The 13,651-nt window shown below is 56.3% G+C and carries 12 protein-coding genes; 8 read left to right on the top strand and 4 right to left on the bottom strand.

Features of this window, described 5'->3' with window-relative positions; translation table 11 throughout:
• Positions 1-7: 7 nt before the first annotated feature.
• Together ghxP and AL479_RS06895 are read left to right on the top strand one after the other, a co-directional pair.
• The gene (gene ghxP, locus AL479_RS06900) at positions 8-1,357 is read left to right on the top strand and encodes a guanine/hypoxanthine transporter GhxP (RefSeq protein WP_042321123.1); all 1,350 of its coding nucleotides are present in this window, start codon (positions 8-10) and stop codon (positions 1,355-1,357) included.
• 148 nt (positions 1,358-1,505) lie between these two features.
• Positions 1,506-3,152 (top strand): Na+/H+ antiporter, encoded by a 1,647-nt coding sequence (locus AL479_RS06895; RefSeq protein ID WP_061075566.1) that lies wholly within the window; start codon positions 1,506-1,508, stop codon positions 3,150-3,152.
• Between the two features lie 29 nt (positions 3,153-3,181).
• On the opposite strand, the gene AL479_RS06890 is transcribed toward AL479_RS06895, so the two are convergent.
• On the bottom strand, positions 3,182-4,084 hold the full coding sequence (locus tag AL479_RS06890) for a LysR family transcriptional regulator (protein WP_061075565.1): 903 nt from the start codon (positions 4,082-4,084) through the stop codon (positions 3,182-3,184).
• 103 nt (positions 4,085-4,187) lie between these two features.
• Between AL479_RS06890 and AL479_RS06885 the strand changes: the two genes are divergently transcribed.
• Both AL479_RS06885 and AL479_RS06880 read left to right on the top strand, forming a co-directional pair.
• Positions 4,188-4,598, top strand: a complete 411-nt coding sequence (locus AL479_RS06885) for a CidA/LrgA family protein (RefSeq protein WP_061075564.1) — start codon at positions 4,188-4,190, stop codon at positions 4,596-4,598.
• On the top strand, positions 4,591-5,280 hold the full coding sequence (locus AL479_RS06880; protein ID WP_044257358.1) for an LrgB family protein: 690 nt from the start codon (positions 4,591-4,593) through the stop codon (positions 5,278-5,280). Before AL479_RS06885 ends, AL479_RS06880 begins: the two co-directional genes overlap by 8 nt.
• Before the next feature lie 42 nt (positions 5,281-5,322).
• Here AL479_RS06880 and actP read toward each other — a convergent pair whose 3' ends face one another.
• The 3 genes from actP to acs form a co-directional block, all read right to left on the bottom strand.
• Positions 5,323-6,972 (bottom strand): cation/acetate symporter ActP, encoded by a 1,650-nt coding sequence (actP, locus tag AL479_RS06875; protein WP_061075563.1) that lies wholly within the window; start codon positions 6,970-6,972, stop codon positions 5,323-5,325.
• Positions 6,969-7,283, bottom strand: a complete 315-nt coding sequence (locus tag AL479_RS06870; RefSeq protein WP_061075562.1) for a DUF485 domain-containing protein — start codon at positions 7,281-7,283, stop codon at positions 6,969-6,971. The genes actP and AL479_RS06870 overlap by 4 nt, the downstream gene beginning before the upstream one ends.
• A 233-nt stretch (positions 7,284-7,516) precedes the next feature.
• Positions 7,517-9,475 (bottom strand): acetate--CoA ligase, encoded by a 1,959-nt coding sequence (gene acs / locus AL479_RS06865; protein ID WP_061075561.1) that lies wholly within the window; start codon positions 9,473-9,475, stop codon positions 7,517-7,519.
• Between the two features lie 431 nt (positions 9,476-9,906).
• On the opposite strand from acs, the gene nrfA reads away from it, so the two are divergent.
• The 4 genes from nrfA (at position 9,907) to nrfD (ending at position 13,640) form a co-directional block, all read left to right on the top strand.
• Positions 9,907-11,343, top strand: a complete 1,437-nt coding sequence (gene nrfA, locus AL479_RS06855) for an ammonia-forming nitrite reductase cytochrome c552 subunit (RefSeq protein WP_061075560.1) — start codon at positions 9,907-9,909, stop codon at positions 11,341-11,343.
• Between the two features lie 112 nt (positions 11,344-11,455).
• The gene (gene nrfB, locus AL479_RS06850) at positions 11,456-12,019 is read left to right on the top strand and encodes a cytochrome c nitrite reductase pentaheme subunit (protein ID WP_061075559.1); all 564 of its coding nucleotides are present in this window, start codon (positions 11,456-11,458) and stop codon (positions 12,017-12,019) included.
• Positions 12,016-12,687, top strand: coding sequence for a cytochrome c nitrite reductase Fe-S protein (gene nrfC, locus AL479_RS06845; RefSeq protein WP_042999063.1), 672 nt, complete (start codon positions 12,016-12,018; stop codon positions 12,685-12,687). Before nrfB ends, nrfC begins: the two co-directional genes overlap by 4 nt.
• Complete coding sequence (gene nrfD, locus AL479_RS06840) at positions 12,684-13,640, top strand: cytochrome c nitrite reductase subunit NrfD (RefSeq protein WP_061075558.1); 957 nt, start codon at positions 12,684-12,686, stop codon at positions 13,638-13,640. Before nrfC ends, nrfD begins: the two co-directional genes overlap by 4 nt.
• Positions 13,641-13,651 lie beyond the last annotated feature (11 nt).

Genomic DNA, 13,651 nt, shown 5'->3' with positions numbered 1-13,651 from the left:
GTTTTCTATGTCTACGCCTTCAGCGCGTACCGGCGGTTCGCTCGACGCCTGGTTTAAAATTTCACAACGTGGAAGCACTGTCCGTCAGGAAGTGGTGGCAGGTTTAACAACGTTTCTGGCGATGGTGTACTCCGTTATCGTCGTGCCTGGTATGCTGGGCAAAGCCGGATTCCCGCCAGCGGCGGTGTTCGTCGCGACCTGTCTGGTGGCCGGTCTGGGATCTATCGTCATGGGGCTGTGGGCCAACCTGCCGCTGGCGATTGGTTGCGCCATCTCTCTGACCGCCTTCACTGCGTTCAGTCTGGTACTGGGCCAGCAGATTAGCGTTCCGGTCGCACTGGGTGCGGTATTCCTGATGGGTGTGCTGTTTACCATTATCTCCGCCACCGGGATCCGTAGCTGGATCCTGCGCAATTTACCGCAGGGCATCGCGCACGGTACCGGCATCGGTATCGGCCTGTTTTTACTGCTGATCGCGGCGAATGGTGTGGGTCTGGTTATCAAGAACCCGCTGGACGGTCTGCCGGTGGCGCTTGGTCACTTCGCTACCTTCCCGGTGATTATGTCGCTGGTTGGTCTGGCGGTAATTATCGGTCTGGAGAAACTGAAAGTGCCGGGTGGCATTCTGCTGACTATTATCGGCATTTCTGTCGTGGGTCTGATTTTCGATCCGGCGGTGAAATTCTCCGGCATTTTCGCCATGCCATCGCTGAGTGATGAAACTGGTAAATCGCTGATTGGTAGCCTGGATATCATGGGCGCGCTGAACCCGGTTGTTCTGCCAAGCGTTCTGGCGCTGGTAATGACCGCTGTGTTTGATGCCACCGGCACCATCCGTGCTGTGGCGGGTCAGGCGAATCTGCTGGATAAAGACGGGCAGATTATTGACGGCGGTAAAGCGCTGACCACAGACTCCCTGAGCAGCGTGTTCTCAGGTCTGGTGGGTGCAGCGCCAGCAGCGGTCTACATCGAATCGGCAGCCGGTACGGCAGCAGGCGGTAAAACCGGCCTGACCGCCATCACCGTCGGCGTGCTGTTCCTGCTGATCCTGTTCCTTTCCCCACTCTCTTACCTCGTTCCGGTGTATGCAACGGCGCCTGCGCTAATGTACGTCGGTCTGCTGATGCTGAGCAACGTGGCGAAAATTGATTTCGCTGACTTTGTCGATGCGATGGCGGGTCTGGTGACGGCGGTATTCATTGTACTGACCTGTAACATCGTGACCGGCATCATGATTGGTTTTGCCACGCTGGTGATTGGCCGCGTGGTCTCTGGTGAATGGCGTAAGCTGAACATCGGTACCGTGGTGATTGCCGTGGCGCTGGTGGCGTTCTATGCCGGCGGTTGGGCCATCTGATTCCTGGACCGCTCCGAAAAACGGGTGGCTTTTGCCACCCGTTTTTATTTTCAGCACACACTCGTTGTCTTTTGCGATACTCTGAGAAAGGTAAAATCGAGGCACGACGCCTCTCAAACACATAAGAAACATCGCAAACAGGGAACGCATGGAAATCTTCTTCACAATACTCATCATGACCCTTGTGGTCTCGCTGTCCGGGGTATTTACGCGCGTATTGCCCTTCCAGCTCCCCTTACCCCTCATGCAGATTGCTATCGGCGCGCTGTTAGCGTGGCCCACGTTTGGTCTGCACGTAGAATTTGACCCCGAACTGTTTTTGGTTCTGTTTATCCCGCCGCTGCTGTTTGCTGATGGCTGGAAGACGCCGACGCGAGAATTTCTTGAACATGGGCGAGAGATTTTCGGTCTGGCGCTGGCGCTGGTGCTGGTCACCGTGGTCGGGATTGGTTTTCTGATTTACTGGCTGGTGCCGGGCATTCCGTTGATCCCGGCCTTTGCGCTCGCTGCCGTGCTGTCGCCAACCGATGCGGTTGCGCTTTCCGGTATTGTCGGTGAAGGGCGGATCCCGAAGAAGATTATGGGCATCCTGCAAGGCGAGGCGCTGATGAATGACGCCTCCGGTCTGGTATCACTGAAATTTGCTGTTGCTGTGGCGATGGGCACGATGGTGTTTACCGTCGGCGGCGCGACGGTGGAATTCTTTAAGGTGGCGATCGGCGGTATCCTCGCGGGCTTTGTTGTCAGTTGGCTGTACGGTCGCTCGCTGCGCTTTCTCAGCCGCTGGGGCGGCGATGAGCCGGCGACGCAAATCGTCCTGCTGTTCCTGCTGCCGTTCGCATCGTACCTGATCGCAGAACATATCGGCGTCTCCGGGATCCTCGCGGCGGTCGCCGCCGGGATGACCATCACCCGCTCCGGGGTGATGCGCCGTGCGCCGCTGGCGATGCGTCTGCGTGCCAACAGCACCTGGGCGATGCTCGAGTTTGTGTTTAACGGCATGGTCTTTTTGCTGTTGGGCCTGCAACTGCCGGGGATTCTCGAGTCGTCGCTGGTGGCGGCGGAGGCCGATCCGAACGTGGAAATCTGGATGCTGTTTACCGATATCATTCTGATTTATGTGGCGCTGATGCTGGTGCGTTTCGGCTGGCTGTGGACGATGAAAAACTTCAGCATGCGTTTCCTGAAAAAGAAACCGATGGAGTTTGGCTCCTGGACGACACGGGAAATTTTAATCGCCTCCTTTGCGGGCGTTCGCGGGGCTATCACCCTGGCGGGTGTCCTGTCTATCCCGCTGCTGCTGCCAGATGGCAACGTCTTCCCGGCGCGCTATGAACTGGTCTTCCTGGCCGCTGGCGTGATTCTGTTCTCGCTGTTTGTCGGCGTCGTGATGCTACCAATTCTGCTGCAACATCTGGAAGTGGCCGATCATTCTCAGCAACTGAAAGAGGAGCGGATTGCCCGTGCGGCAACGGCGGAAGTGGCGATTGTCGCGATCCAGAAAATGGAAGAGCGTCTGGCGGCGGATGCCGAAGAGAACATCGATAACCAGCTTCTGACCGAAGTGAGCTCCCGCGTCATCGGTAACCTGCGGCGTCGTGCCGACGGGCGTAACGATGTTGAGAGTTCGCTCCAGGAAGAGAATCTGGAACGCCGCTTCCGCCTGGCGGCGCTGCGTTCAGAGCGGGCGGAACTGTATCACCTGCGCGCCACGCGTGAAATCAGCAATGAAACGCTGCAAAAACTGCTGCACGATCTCGACTTACTGGAAGCGTTACTGATCGAAAATCAGTAACACCGTCATGTTGCCCGGTGGCGCTTCGCTTACCGGGCAACTGAGGGCACTTGCTCCGCCCAAAAACCTTCGCAGCACGATAACCACGCTTTGGCGCTGTGTGAGAGATACACCCCTTCGCGCCAAATCATCCCCAACTGCCAGCGCAACTCGCTTTCCAGTGGGATCCAGCGCAGCGTATTTTTGTCCAGTCGTTCACAAATGGGCTCTGGCAGAATGGCAATCCCCACGCCTGCCTGCACCATCGCCGCAAGAAAATCCCACTGTCCGCTGCGGACCGCGATACGCGGCTTTACGTCATGCTCGTTGAACAGTCGCATTAACTGGCGGCTCAGGGCGAAATCTTCGTTGTAGATTAACAGCGGATGCTCGGCCAGTGCTTCTGGCGACACCGACTGACAGGTGGTCCACTGGCCGGAGCGCGGCACCAGCACGCAAAGGGGGTGGCTGAATACCGGTAACGTCGCCAGACCACTTTCTTCTTCCACGGGTAGCGCGGTCATTGCGACATCCAGTTCACCATTCATCACCGCCTGCTGCACCGTCAGCCCGCCAAACTCGGAAACCTTAAGTTCTACGCCGGGATAACGCTGGCGAAACAGGCCGATCGGTCCGGCCATCAGCATGCCGACCATCGGCGGGATGCCAAGGCGCAGCAGCCCTTTATTAAGATGGTTGATGTCGCCCAGTTCGGCTTCCAGTTGACGAAACTCGGCCAGAATCGCCAGTCCTCGCTCAAACACCACGCGACCGGTATCGGTGAGCAACAGCTTGCGGCCGTCGCGGATCAGCAGCGTACAGTTCAGTTCATCTTCCAGGTTTTTCAACATCTTGCTGATGGTCGGTTGAGTAACAAAGAGCTTCTCCGCTGCGCGGGTGAAGCTCTGTTGGCGCACCACTTCAACAAAATAACGCAGCGTTCTGATATCCATGAGTATTCCTTCCGACTATGCCTGTAATGATTTTAATTCATTTCAGTCATCGGCGGGGTCTCTCTATACTGGCGTTCCGTATTATTTTTCAGGATGTTCCCTCATGGCTGTGGCGATAAGCTGCGTTACGCCTGCCGTTTTGCAACGACTCCAGGTTCCGGTTCAGGTACTGCTGTATGCAGGTTTGTTTATCGTTGCGCAATATCTTGTCTCCTGGCTGCATCTGCCGTTACCGGCCAATCTGGTGGGGATGGTGCTGATGTTGGCGCTGATTGTCTGTCGCATCCTGCCGCTGAGCTGGGTTCGCGCCGGGGCGCGCTGGCTGCTGGCGGAGATGCTGCTGTTCTTTGTTCCGGCGGTGGTGGCGGTGGTGAACTATGCCCATCTGCTGCTGGTCGACGGCTGGCGGATTTTTTCGGTCATTGCGATCAGTACGCTGATGGTGCTCGGTGCCACGGCATGGGTGGTGGATAAGGTTTATCGCTATGAAATAAGCAGGTTAAACCGTGACTAATCTCCAGCTCAGCGTGCTCTGCCTGGCGATAACGCTGGTTATCTATTTCGCCAATAAACGTCTGTACCGTCGTTTTCGTAAGCTGCCGTTGATGCCGCTGGTACTTACGCCCGCGCTGCTGGTGTTGATGCTGGTGTTGGGGCATATCTCCTGGCAAAGCTATATCGGTGAATCCCATTGGTTGTTGTGGCTGCTTGGCCCGGCAACGATCGCCTTTGCGGTGCCGGTTTACGACAATTTCGCCATTATCAAACGTCACTGGATGTCGCTGACCGCAGGCGTGGTGACGGCGACGGTGGTTGCGGTGACCAGTTCCGTCTGGCTGGCGCGTTTATTTACCCTGCCGGACGAAATTCAGCGCAGCCTGGCGGTGCGTTCGGTGACCACGCCGTTTGCCCTGGCGGCGGCTGAACCGCTGGGTGGGCAGCCGGATTTAGTGGCGCTGTTCGTGGTGGTGACCGGCGTCTTTGGCATGGCGGTCGGCGATGCGCTGTTTTTACGTCTGTCGATTCGCGAAGGGATGGCGAAAGGCGCAGGATTTGGCGCGGCGTCGCACGGCGCGGGGACGGCGCGCTCGTATGAGCTTGGTCAGCAGGAGGGCGTGGTTGCCAGCCTGGTGATGATGCTTTCCGGTGTGGTGATGGTGCTGGTCGCCCCGCTGGTAGCAAGGCTGATGTTCTGAGAAGGGATCCCCGGTCAGAGTGACCGGGGAAAAACGTGTCGATTAATGGGCGCGGCCTTGTTCGACTCCGAAGCCCGTCTGGGAACGGATAAACTGAGCCCGGAACTGCTCCCGCTCGCGGTTCCCTTCTGCCGAGTTATCGGTGGCAGAGAAGAACCAGATCCCAAGGAATGCCACGCTGATGGAGAACAGCGCCGGGTATTCATACGGGAAGATAGCCTTTTCATGGCCGAGGATTTGTACCCAAATGGTGGGGCCAAGAACCATCAGCACCACGGCAGTCAGCAGGCCCAACCAGCCGCCTAACATCGCGCCACGCGTGGTCAGTTTCGACCAGTACATGGAAAGCAGGATGATCGGGAAGTTGCAGCTCGCGGCGATAGCAAACGCCAGACCCACCATGAAGGCGATGTTCTGATTCTCGAACAGCACGCCGAGAATAATGGCGATGACGCCCAGCACCAGCACGGTGATTTTCGATACCCGCAACTCTTCACGTTCGGTCGCTCCTTTACGGAACACGTTCGCATACAGATCGTGAGAAACCGCGGAGGCGCCCGCCAGCGTCAGACCGGCGACGACCGCCAGAATGGTGGCAAACGCCACAGCGGAAATAAAGCCGAGGAACAGGTTGCCGCCCACCGCATTCGCCAGGTGTACCGCCGCCATGTTGTTTCCGCCAATCAACGCGCCCGCCGCGTCTTTATACGCCGGATTCGCACCGACCAGCATAATGGCGCCGAAACCGATGATGAAGGTCAGGATGTAGAAGTAACCCATAAAGCCGGTGGCGTAGAACACGCTCTTACGCGCTTCGCGGGCATCGCTGACCGTGAAGAAGCGCATCAGGATGTGCGGCAGGCCCGCCGTACCAAACATCAGGCCAAGTCCCAGTGAGAGCGCGGAGATCGGGTCTTTCACCAGCCCACCAGGGCTCATAATCGCACTGCCTTTCGGGTGGACCGCCATCGCTTCGGTGAACAGGTTATTGAAGCTAAAGCCGACGTGCTTCATCACCATAAAGGCCATAAAGCTGGCGCCGAACAGCAGCAGCACGGCTTTGATGATCTGCACCCACGTGGTCGCCAGCATGCCGCCGAACAGCACGTACATCATCATCAGCACGCCGACCAGCACCACCGCAATGTGGTAGTTCAGGCCGAACAGCAGTTCAATCAGTTTGCCCGCGCCGACCATTTGCGCGATCAGATAAAGGGCAACCACCACCAGCGAACCACAGGCCGACAGAATACGGATCGGACCTTGCTTCAGGCGATAAGAGGCCACATCGGCAAAGGTATAGCGACCGAGGTTACGCAGACGTTCAGCGATCAGAAACAGGATGATCGGCCAGCCGACGAGGAAGCCCAGCGAGTAGATTAACCCGTCATAACCGGAGGTAAACACCAGCGCGGAGATCCCGAGGAATGACGCCGCCGACATGTAATCGCCCGCAATCGCCAGTCCGTTCTGGAAGCCGGTGATATTCCCGCCCGCCGTATAGTAGTCGCTGCGTGAACGTACGCGTTTAGAGGCCCAGTACGTAATACCCAGCGTAAACACAACGAAAATCAGGAACATGACAATCGCCTGCCAGTTGGTCGGCTGGCGTTGTACTGCACCGCTAATGGCATCCGCCGCGTTGGCCGCGAAGGGTAGTGTGGCGGCAAGCGCCGTCAGGACTCTCTTCATGATGCGTTAACCTCGCGCAGTACTGCATTGTTCAGACGGTCGAATTCGCCGTTCGCCCGCCAGATATAGATGCCGGTCAGAACGAAGGAGATCAGAATCACCCCCACGCCAATCGGAATACCCCGGGTGACACTGGTTCCCTCGTGAAGCGGGGTTCCCAGCCAGCCAGGCGCAAAAGCAATCAGTAGAATAAAGCTGATATAGACCACCAGCATGATGATCGACAGTATCGTGGCAAACCGTTGCCTTTTTTCAACTAATTCCCTGAAACGCGCACTGTCTTCTATCCGCTGATAAATGGTGTCATTCATCACAGAGTCTCCAGAGGCCCCCTGAGTCTTTCGCGCCACAGGTGCGTTGGCCGCACTTGCCCACCCCAGTCACATAGTGAACTATGTGACTGGGGATGTGCTCGCTTGCCGCCTTCCTGTGACACGAAATCCTTTGGGGAGGTTTTTATATTTTCCCTCCCAATGAAGAGAGGGTAGGGTCAGAACCTGTAGGCCCGATAAGCAGCGCGCTATCGGGCATTTCACGGTGGTGGTTATGATGGCATCGCGATGGCCTGCTTCTCTTCGAGCAGCTTCTCTACTACGCCAGGATCGGCGAGCGTCGAGGTATCGCCCAGATTGCTGGTATCGCCCGCCGCGATCTTGCGCAAAATACGACGCATGATTTTGCCGGAACGGGTTTTTGGCAGTGAGTCGGTCCAGTGCAGCACGTCTGGCGTCGCCAGCGGACCAATCTCTTTACGGACCCAGTTGCGCACTTCGGCGTACAGCTCAGGGGACGGTTCTTCGCCGTGATTCAGCGTCACATAGGCATAAATCGCCTGGCCCTTGATGTTATGCGGAATACCGACCACCGCCGCTTCGGCGATCTTCGGATGCGCCACCAGCGCGGATTCAATCTCCGCCGTGCCCAGACGGTGACCGGAGACGTTCAGCACGTCGTCGACGCGGCCGGTGATCCAGTAGTAACCGTCTTCGTCACGACGCGCGCCGTCGCCGCTGAAGTACATGTTTTTAAAGGTTGAGAAGTAGGTTTGCTCAAAGCGTTCGTGATCGCCGAACAGCGTACGCGCCTGTCCCGGCCAGGAGTCGGTGATCACCAGGTTGCCTTCGGTGGCCCCTTCCTGCGGATTGCCTTCGTTATCCACCAGCGCTGGCTGCACGCCGAAGAACGGACGGGTCGCGGAACCCGCTTTCAGTTCGGTCGCGCCGGGCAGCGGGGTGATCATGAAGCCACCGGTTTCGGTCTGCCACCAGGTATCCACCACCGGGCATTTTTCGTTACCGATCTTTTTCCAGTACCACTCCCACGCTTCCGGGTTGATGGGCTCGCCAACCGATCCCAGAATGCGCAGCGATGAGCGGTCAGTGCCCTCAATCGCCTTATCGCCTTCCGCCATTAGGGCGCGGATCGCCGTCGGCGCGGTGTAGAGAATGTTGACCTTATGCTTATCCACCACCTGACTCATGCGCGCCGGCGTTGGCCAGTTCGGCACCCCTTCAAACATCAGCGTGGTAGCGCCGCAGGCCAGCGGCCCGTACAGCAAGTAGCTATGTCCGGTAACCCAACCCACGTCGGCGGTACACCAGTAGATATCGCCCGGATGGTAGTCAAACACATACTTAAAGGTCGTTGCGGCATACACCAGATAGCCGCCGGTGGTGTGTAACACGCCCTTCGGTTTACCAGTGGAGCCCGAGGTATAGAGGATGAACAGCGGATCTTCGGCGTTCATCTCTGTGGGTTGATGCTCAGGGCTGGCTTTTTCAATCAGATCGCTCCACCACAGGTCACGACCTTCCTGCCACTCGATGTTGCCGCCGGTGCGCTTGAGTACAACCACATGCTCGATGGTTTTCACGTTCGGGTTTTTCAGCGCATCGTCGACGTTTTTCTTCAACGGAATGCTGCGACCGGCGCGCACGCCTTCGTCAGCGGTAATCACCAGCTTCGAACTGGAATCAATGATGCGCCCGGCGACCGCTTCCGGTGAGAAACCGCCGAAGATCACCGAATGTACGGCGCCAATGCGGGCGCAGGCCAGCATCGCGACGGCGGCCTCTGGCACCATCGGCATATAGATCGCCACCACATCGCCTTTTTTAATACCCAGATCCTGCAGCGTATTGGCGAAACGACAGACATCGCGATGCAGTTCGCGATAGCTAATATGTTTGCTCTGCGAGGCGTCATCGCCTTCCCAGATGATGGCGGTGCGTTCGCCATTTTCCTGCAGGTGGCGGTCGAGACAGTTGGCCGCCAGGTTCAGCGTGCCGTCCTCATACCATTTAATGGAGACATTGCCTGGCGCGAAAGAGGTGTTCTTCACTTTCTGGTACGGCGTGATCCAGTCGAGAATTTTTCCCTGCTCGCCCCAGAAGGTATCTGGCTCGTTAATAGATTGTTGGTACTTCGCTTCGTACTGCTCCGGATTAATCAGGCAACGATCCGCAATGTTTGCGGGAATAGCGTGTTTGTGAATTTGGCTCATGGCTTTTGTTCTCCTTGTAGGATGTTAATAATATGTCTCACAAACGTTAAATGTAGGGGCTTTGACAGTTTTGTTTAGGTTTTGCGCGACAGATCACGCAATACAGGAATTGTGCAAATTAACGGCAATACGTTTTTTGAAGGAAACCAACAAAAGTTGGTAAAATCTTTCCGTTACAGAGGGTTATGTTAATTGTTCACGAACGGTGATCGCGATCGAAAAAGGGGAAAGGAGTAGAGAAAAAACGGCCTGACTAACTCTAAAGTGGTATTTTACATACACTTACAATTGATTAAAGACAACATTTTGTGTGTGGTTTTTTGTTACATCTAGATTAGGGCAATGTCATGGCGGTGTGTGTGGTTATCGTCATGGATAGAATAAAAAAGAACCGTCATTGAACGCAATGGCGCAATCTGGATGAGACCTCTATGGCAAGGATTACACTACGCGCACGCCGTTTCTTCAGCCTGATCGTACCGCTGTTTTTCATTTCTGCGGTTTATGCTGAGCAAACGCCCGAACCCGCAAAGACTGTTACCGTTGAAGCGAAGAATGAAGTCTTCGCCCCTCAGCATCCCGATCAATACCTCTCATGGAAAGCGACCTCAGAACAATCAAAACGTGAAGACGCATTAGCGGAAGATCCCCGTCTGGTGATCTTGTGGGCGGGATATCCGTTCTCCCGTGATTACAACAAACCGCGTGGGCACGCCTATGCGGTGACTGATGTGCGTGAAACCTTACGTACCGGCGCCCCAAAAAATGCTGAAGACGGTCCACTGCCGATGGCGTGCTGGAGCTGTAAAAGCCCGGACGTGGCGCGCCTGATCCAGAAAGACGGTGAAGACGGCTACTTCCACGGCAAATGGGCGCGTGGCGGTCCGGAAATCGTGAATAACCTGGGCTGCGGCGATTGCCATAACACGGCGTCACCTGACTTTGCGAAAGGTAAACCTGAGCTGACGTTGTCTCGCCCGTACGCTGAACGAGCGATGGAGACCATCGGCAAGCCGTTCGATAAAGCCGGTCGTTTCGACCAGCAGTCGATGGTTTGCGGACAATGCCACGTTGAATATTATTTTGACGGCAAAGACAAAGCCGTTAAGTTCCCGTGGGATGACGGCATGAAAGTCGAAGACATGGAGAAATACTATGACGCCATTACCTTCGCTGACTGGACCAACTCGCTGTCAAAAGCGCCGATGCTGAAAGCACAGCATCCGGAATATGAAACCTGGAGCGTGGGTATTCACGGCAAAAATAATGTGACCTGTATCGACTGTCACATGCCGAAAGTGCAGAACGCCGAAGGCAAACTCTATACCGATCATAAGATTGGCAACCCATTCGACAACTTCCCGCAAACCTGTGCGAATTGCCATACCCAGGACAAAGCCGCTCTGCAAAATGTGGTTGCTGAGCGTAAGAAGGCGATCAATGGACTGAAAATCAAGGTTGAAGATCAACTGGTTCGTGCTCACTTCGAAGCGAAAGCGGCCTGGGATGCGGGCGCAACGGAAGCGGAAATGAAGCCGATTCTGAGCGATATCCGTCACGCGCAGTGGCGCTGGGATCTGGCCATTGCCTCTCACGGCATCCATATGCACGCTCCGGAAGAAGGTCTGCGGATGTTAGGCATCGCGATGGACAAAGCTGCCGATGCCCGGACTAAGCTGGCGCGTCTGCTGGCAACCAAAGGCATCACCCATGAAATCGCGATTCCGGATATCTCCACCAAAGAGAAAGCCCAGGCGGCCATTGGTCTGAACATGCAGCAGATTAACGCCGATAAACAGGACTTTATCAAAACGGTGATCCCGCAGTGGGAAGAACAGGCGCGTAAAAACGGTTTGTTAAGCCAATAACCTCACATGTGACAAATTTGCCGGATGACAGCGCACGCGCTTTATCCGGCCTACGGAAGTCTTGTAGGCCTGATAAGCGTAGCGTCATCAGGCATTATGCAACGGAGTGAATATGAGCGTATTACGTTCGTTATTAACTGCTGGGGTGCTGGCGTCAGGTCTGTTATGGAGCCTGAGTGGGATAACCGCCACGCCAACGCCGCAGGAGTCTGAACGCTGGACGGTCACCCAACAGCGTAGCCCGGATGCCGCGTGTCTGGACTGTCACAAGCCGGATACCGAAGGGATGCATGGTAAGCATGCGTCTGTGACCAATCCGAACAATAAACTGCCGGTCACCTGTACCAACTGTCATGGCAAGCCATCGCCTCAGCACCGTGAAGGGGCGAAGGATGTGATGCGCTTCAACGAGCCGATGTACAACGTGGAGCAGCAGAACAGCGTTTGTCTGTCCTGTCACTTGCCTGAGCAGTTGCAAAAAGCGTTCTGGCCGCACGATGTCCACGTTACTAAAGTGGCCTGCGCCAGTTGTCACTCGCTGCATCCGAAGCAAGACACGATGCAGACGTTAAGCGATAAAGGACGAGTTAAAATTTGCGTCGATTGCCACAGCGATCAGCGTAACAACCCGAACTTTAATCCGGCGTCTGTTCCTTTGCTTAAGGAGCATCCATGAGTTGCTCTCGTCGCCAGTTCATCACCGGCGTCGGCGCGCTGGTGGCCGTCAGCGGTACTGCAGGACGCGTGGTGGCGAAAACGTTGAATATCAACGGCGTGCGATACGGCATGGTGCATGATGAATCATTGTGCATCGGCTGTACCGCCTGTATGGATGCCTGTCGGGAAGTCAACAACGTGCCGGAGGGGGTGTCGCGACTGACCATCATTCGCAGCGAACCGCTGGGCACGTTTCCGGATGTGAAGTACCGCTTCTTCCGCCATTCGTGCCAGCACTGCGATCACGCGCCGTGCGTTGACGTCTGCCCGACCGGAGCGTCGTATCGCGATGCCGCGAATGGCATCGTGGATGTGAACCCGGATCTCTGCGTCGGCTGCCAGTACTGTATCGCCGCCTGTCCGTACCGTGTGCGCTTTATCCATCCGGTCACGAAAACGGCGGATAAATGCGATTTCTGCCGTAAAACCAATCTGAAAGCGGGCAAACTGCCTGCCTGCGTCGAGTCTTGCCCGACGAAGGCGCTGACGTTTGGCAATCTGGACGATCCTGACAGCGATATTTCCCGTCTGCTGCGGCAGAAAACCACCTATCGCTACAAGCTGGCGCTGGGTACCAAACCGAAGGTCTACCGCGTTCCCTTTAAATATGGGGAGGTGAGCCAATGACAAACGCATCTGCTTTCCATTTTGAATCGCTGGTGTGGGACTGGCCCATCGCCATCTATCTGTTTCTGATCGGTATCTCTGCCGGACTGGTAACGCTGTCAATCCTGCTGCGCCGTTACCATCCGGAGGCGGGCGGAGCGGACAGTACGCTGCTGCGCACTACGCTGGTGGTGGGGCCGGGGGCGATTATTCTCGGCCTGCTGATTCTGATCTTCCACCTGACGCGTCCCTGGACCTTCTGGAAGCTGATGTTCCACTACAGCTTTACGTCGGTGATGTCGATGGGGGTTCTGTTATTCCAGTTGTATATGGTTGTGCTGATTCTGTGGCTGGCTATCATCTTTCAAAAAGAGGTGATGGCCCTGCAACAGCGTTGGTTCCCCCGTTTGGGACTGGTGCAGAAGGTGTTGGCGCTGTTAACGCCGTTCAACCGTGGACTCGAAACGCTGATGCTGGTACTGGCGGTGCTGCTGGGCGCCTACACCGGCTTCCTGCTTTCGGTGCTGAAATCCTATCCGTTCCTGAATAACCCGATCCTGCCGGTGCTGTTCCTGTTTTCCGGGATCTCTTCCGGTGCGGCGGTGGCGCTGATTGCGATGGCATTACGTCAGCGTGGTAATCCGCACAGTACCGAGGCGCATTTTATTCACCGTGTGGAAACGCCGGTGGTGTGGCTGGAGATCTTCCTGCTGGCCGCCTTCTTTGTGGGGCTGGCTTTGGGCGATGACGGCAAAATGCGTGCGCTGTCGGCGGCGTTGGGTGGCGGCTTCTGGACCTGGTGGTTCTGGATCGGCGTCGCGGGGCTGGGACTGATCGTTCCGATGCTACTGAAACCCTGGGCCAACCGCGGTTCGACGTTTCACGGGGTGCTGGCGGTATGTGGTGCCAGCCTGACGGGCGTACTGTTGCTGCGCTTTTTCATTCTCTATGCTGGACAGCTCACGGTTGCATAAGCATGGCTGTG

The organism is Citrobacter amalonaticus, from assembly GCF_001559075.2.
GTDB lineage: Bacteria > Pseudomonadota > Gammaproteobacteria > Enterobacterales > Enterobacteriaceae > Citrobacter_A > Citrobacter_A amalonaticus_F.
The sequence above is the reverse complement of the archived record's forward strand: the minus strand, read 5'-3'. Positions and strand labels throughout refer to the sequence as shown.

What these genes read in the sequence shown, in the direction of transcription:
- nrfC (WP_042999063.1), top strand. Translation starts at nt 12,016, where the DNA reads ATGAGTTGCTCTCGTCGCCAGTTCATCACCGGCGTCGGCGCGCTGGTG.
- ghxP (WP_042321123.1), top strand. Translation starts at nt 8, where the DNA reads ATGTCTACGCCTTCAGCGCGTACCGGCGGTTCGCTCGACGCCTGGTTT.
- acs (WP_061075561.1), bottom strand. Translation starts at nt 9,475, where the DNA reads ATGAGCCAAATTCACAAACACGCTATTCCCGCAAACATTGCGGATCGT.
- AL479_RS06895 (WP_061075566.1), top strand. Translation starts at nt 1,506, where the DNA reads ATGGAAATCTTCTTCACAATACTCATCATGACCCTTGTGGTCTCGCTG.
- nrfD (WP_061075558.1), top strand. Translation starts at nt 12,684, where the DNA reads ATGACAAACGCATCTGCTTTCCATTTTGAATCGCTGGTGTGGGACTGG.
- AL479_RS06870 (WP_061075562.1), bottom strand. Translation starts at nt 7,283, where the DNA reads ATGAATGACACCATTTATCAGCGGATAGAAGACAGTGCGCGTTTCAGG.
- actP (WP_061075563.1), bottom strand. Translation starts at nt 6,972, where the DNA reads ATGAAGAGAGTCCTGACGGCGCTTGCCGCCACACTACCCTTCGCGGCC.
- AL479_RS06885 (WP_061075564.1), top strand. Translation starts at nt 4,188, where the DNA reads ATGGCTGTGGCGATAAGCTGCGTTACGCCTGCCGTTTTGCAACGACTC.
- nrfB (WP_061075559.1), top strand. Translation starts at nt 11,456, where the DNA reads ATGAGCGTATTACGTTCGTTATTAACTGCTGGGGTGCTGGCGTCAGGT.
- AL479_RS06890 (WP_061075565.1), bottom strand. Translation starts at nt 4,084, where the DNA reads ATGGATATCAGAACGCTGCGTTATTTTGTTGAAGTGGTGCGCCAACAG.
- nrfA (WP_061075560.1), top strand. Translation starts at nt 9,907, where the DNA reads ATGGCAAGGATTACACTACGCGCACGCCGTTTCTTCAGCCTGATCGTA.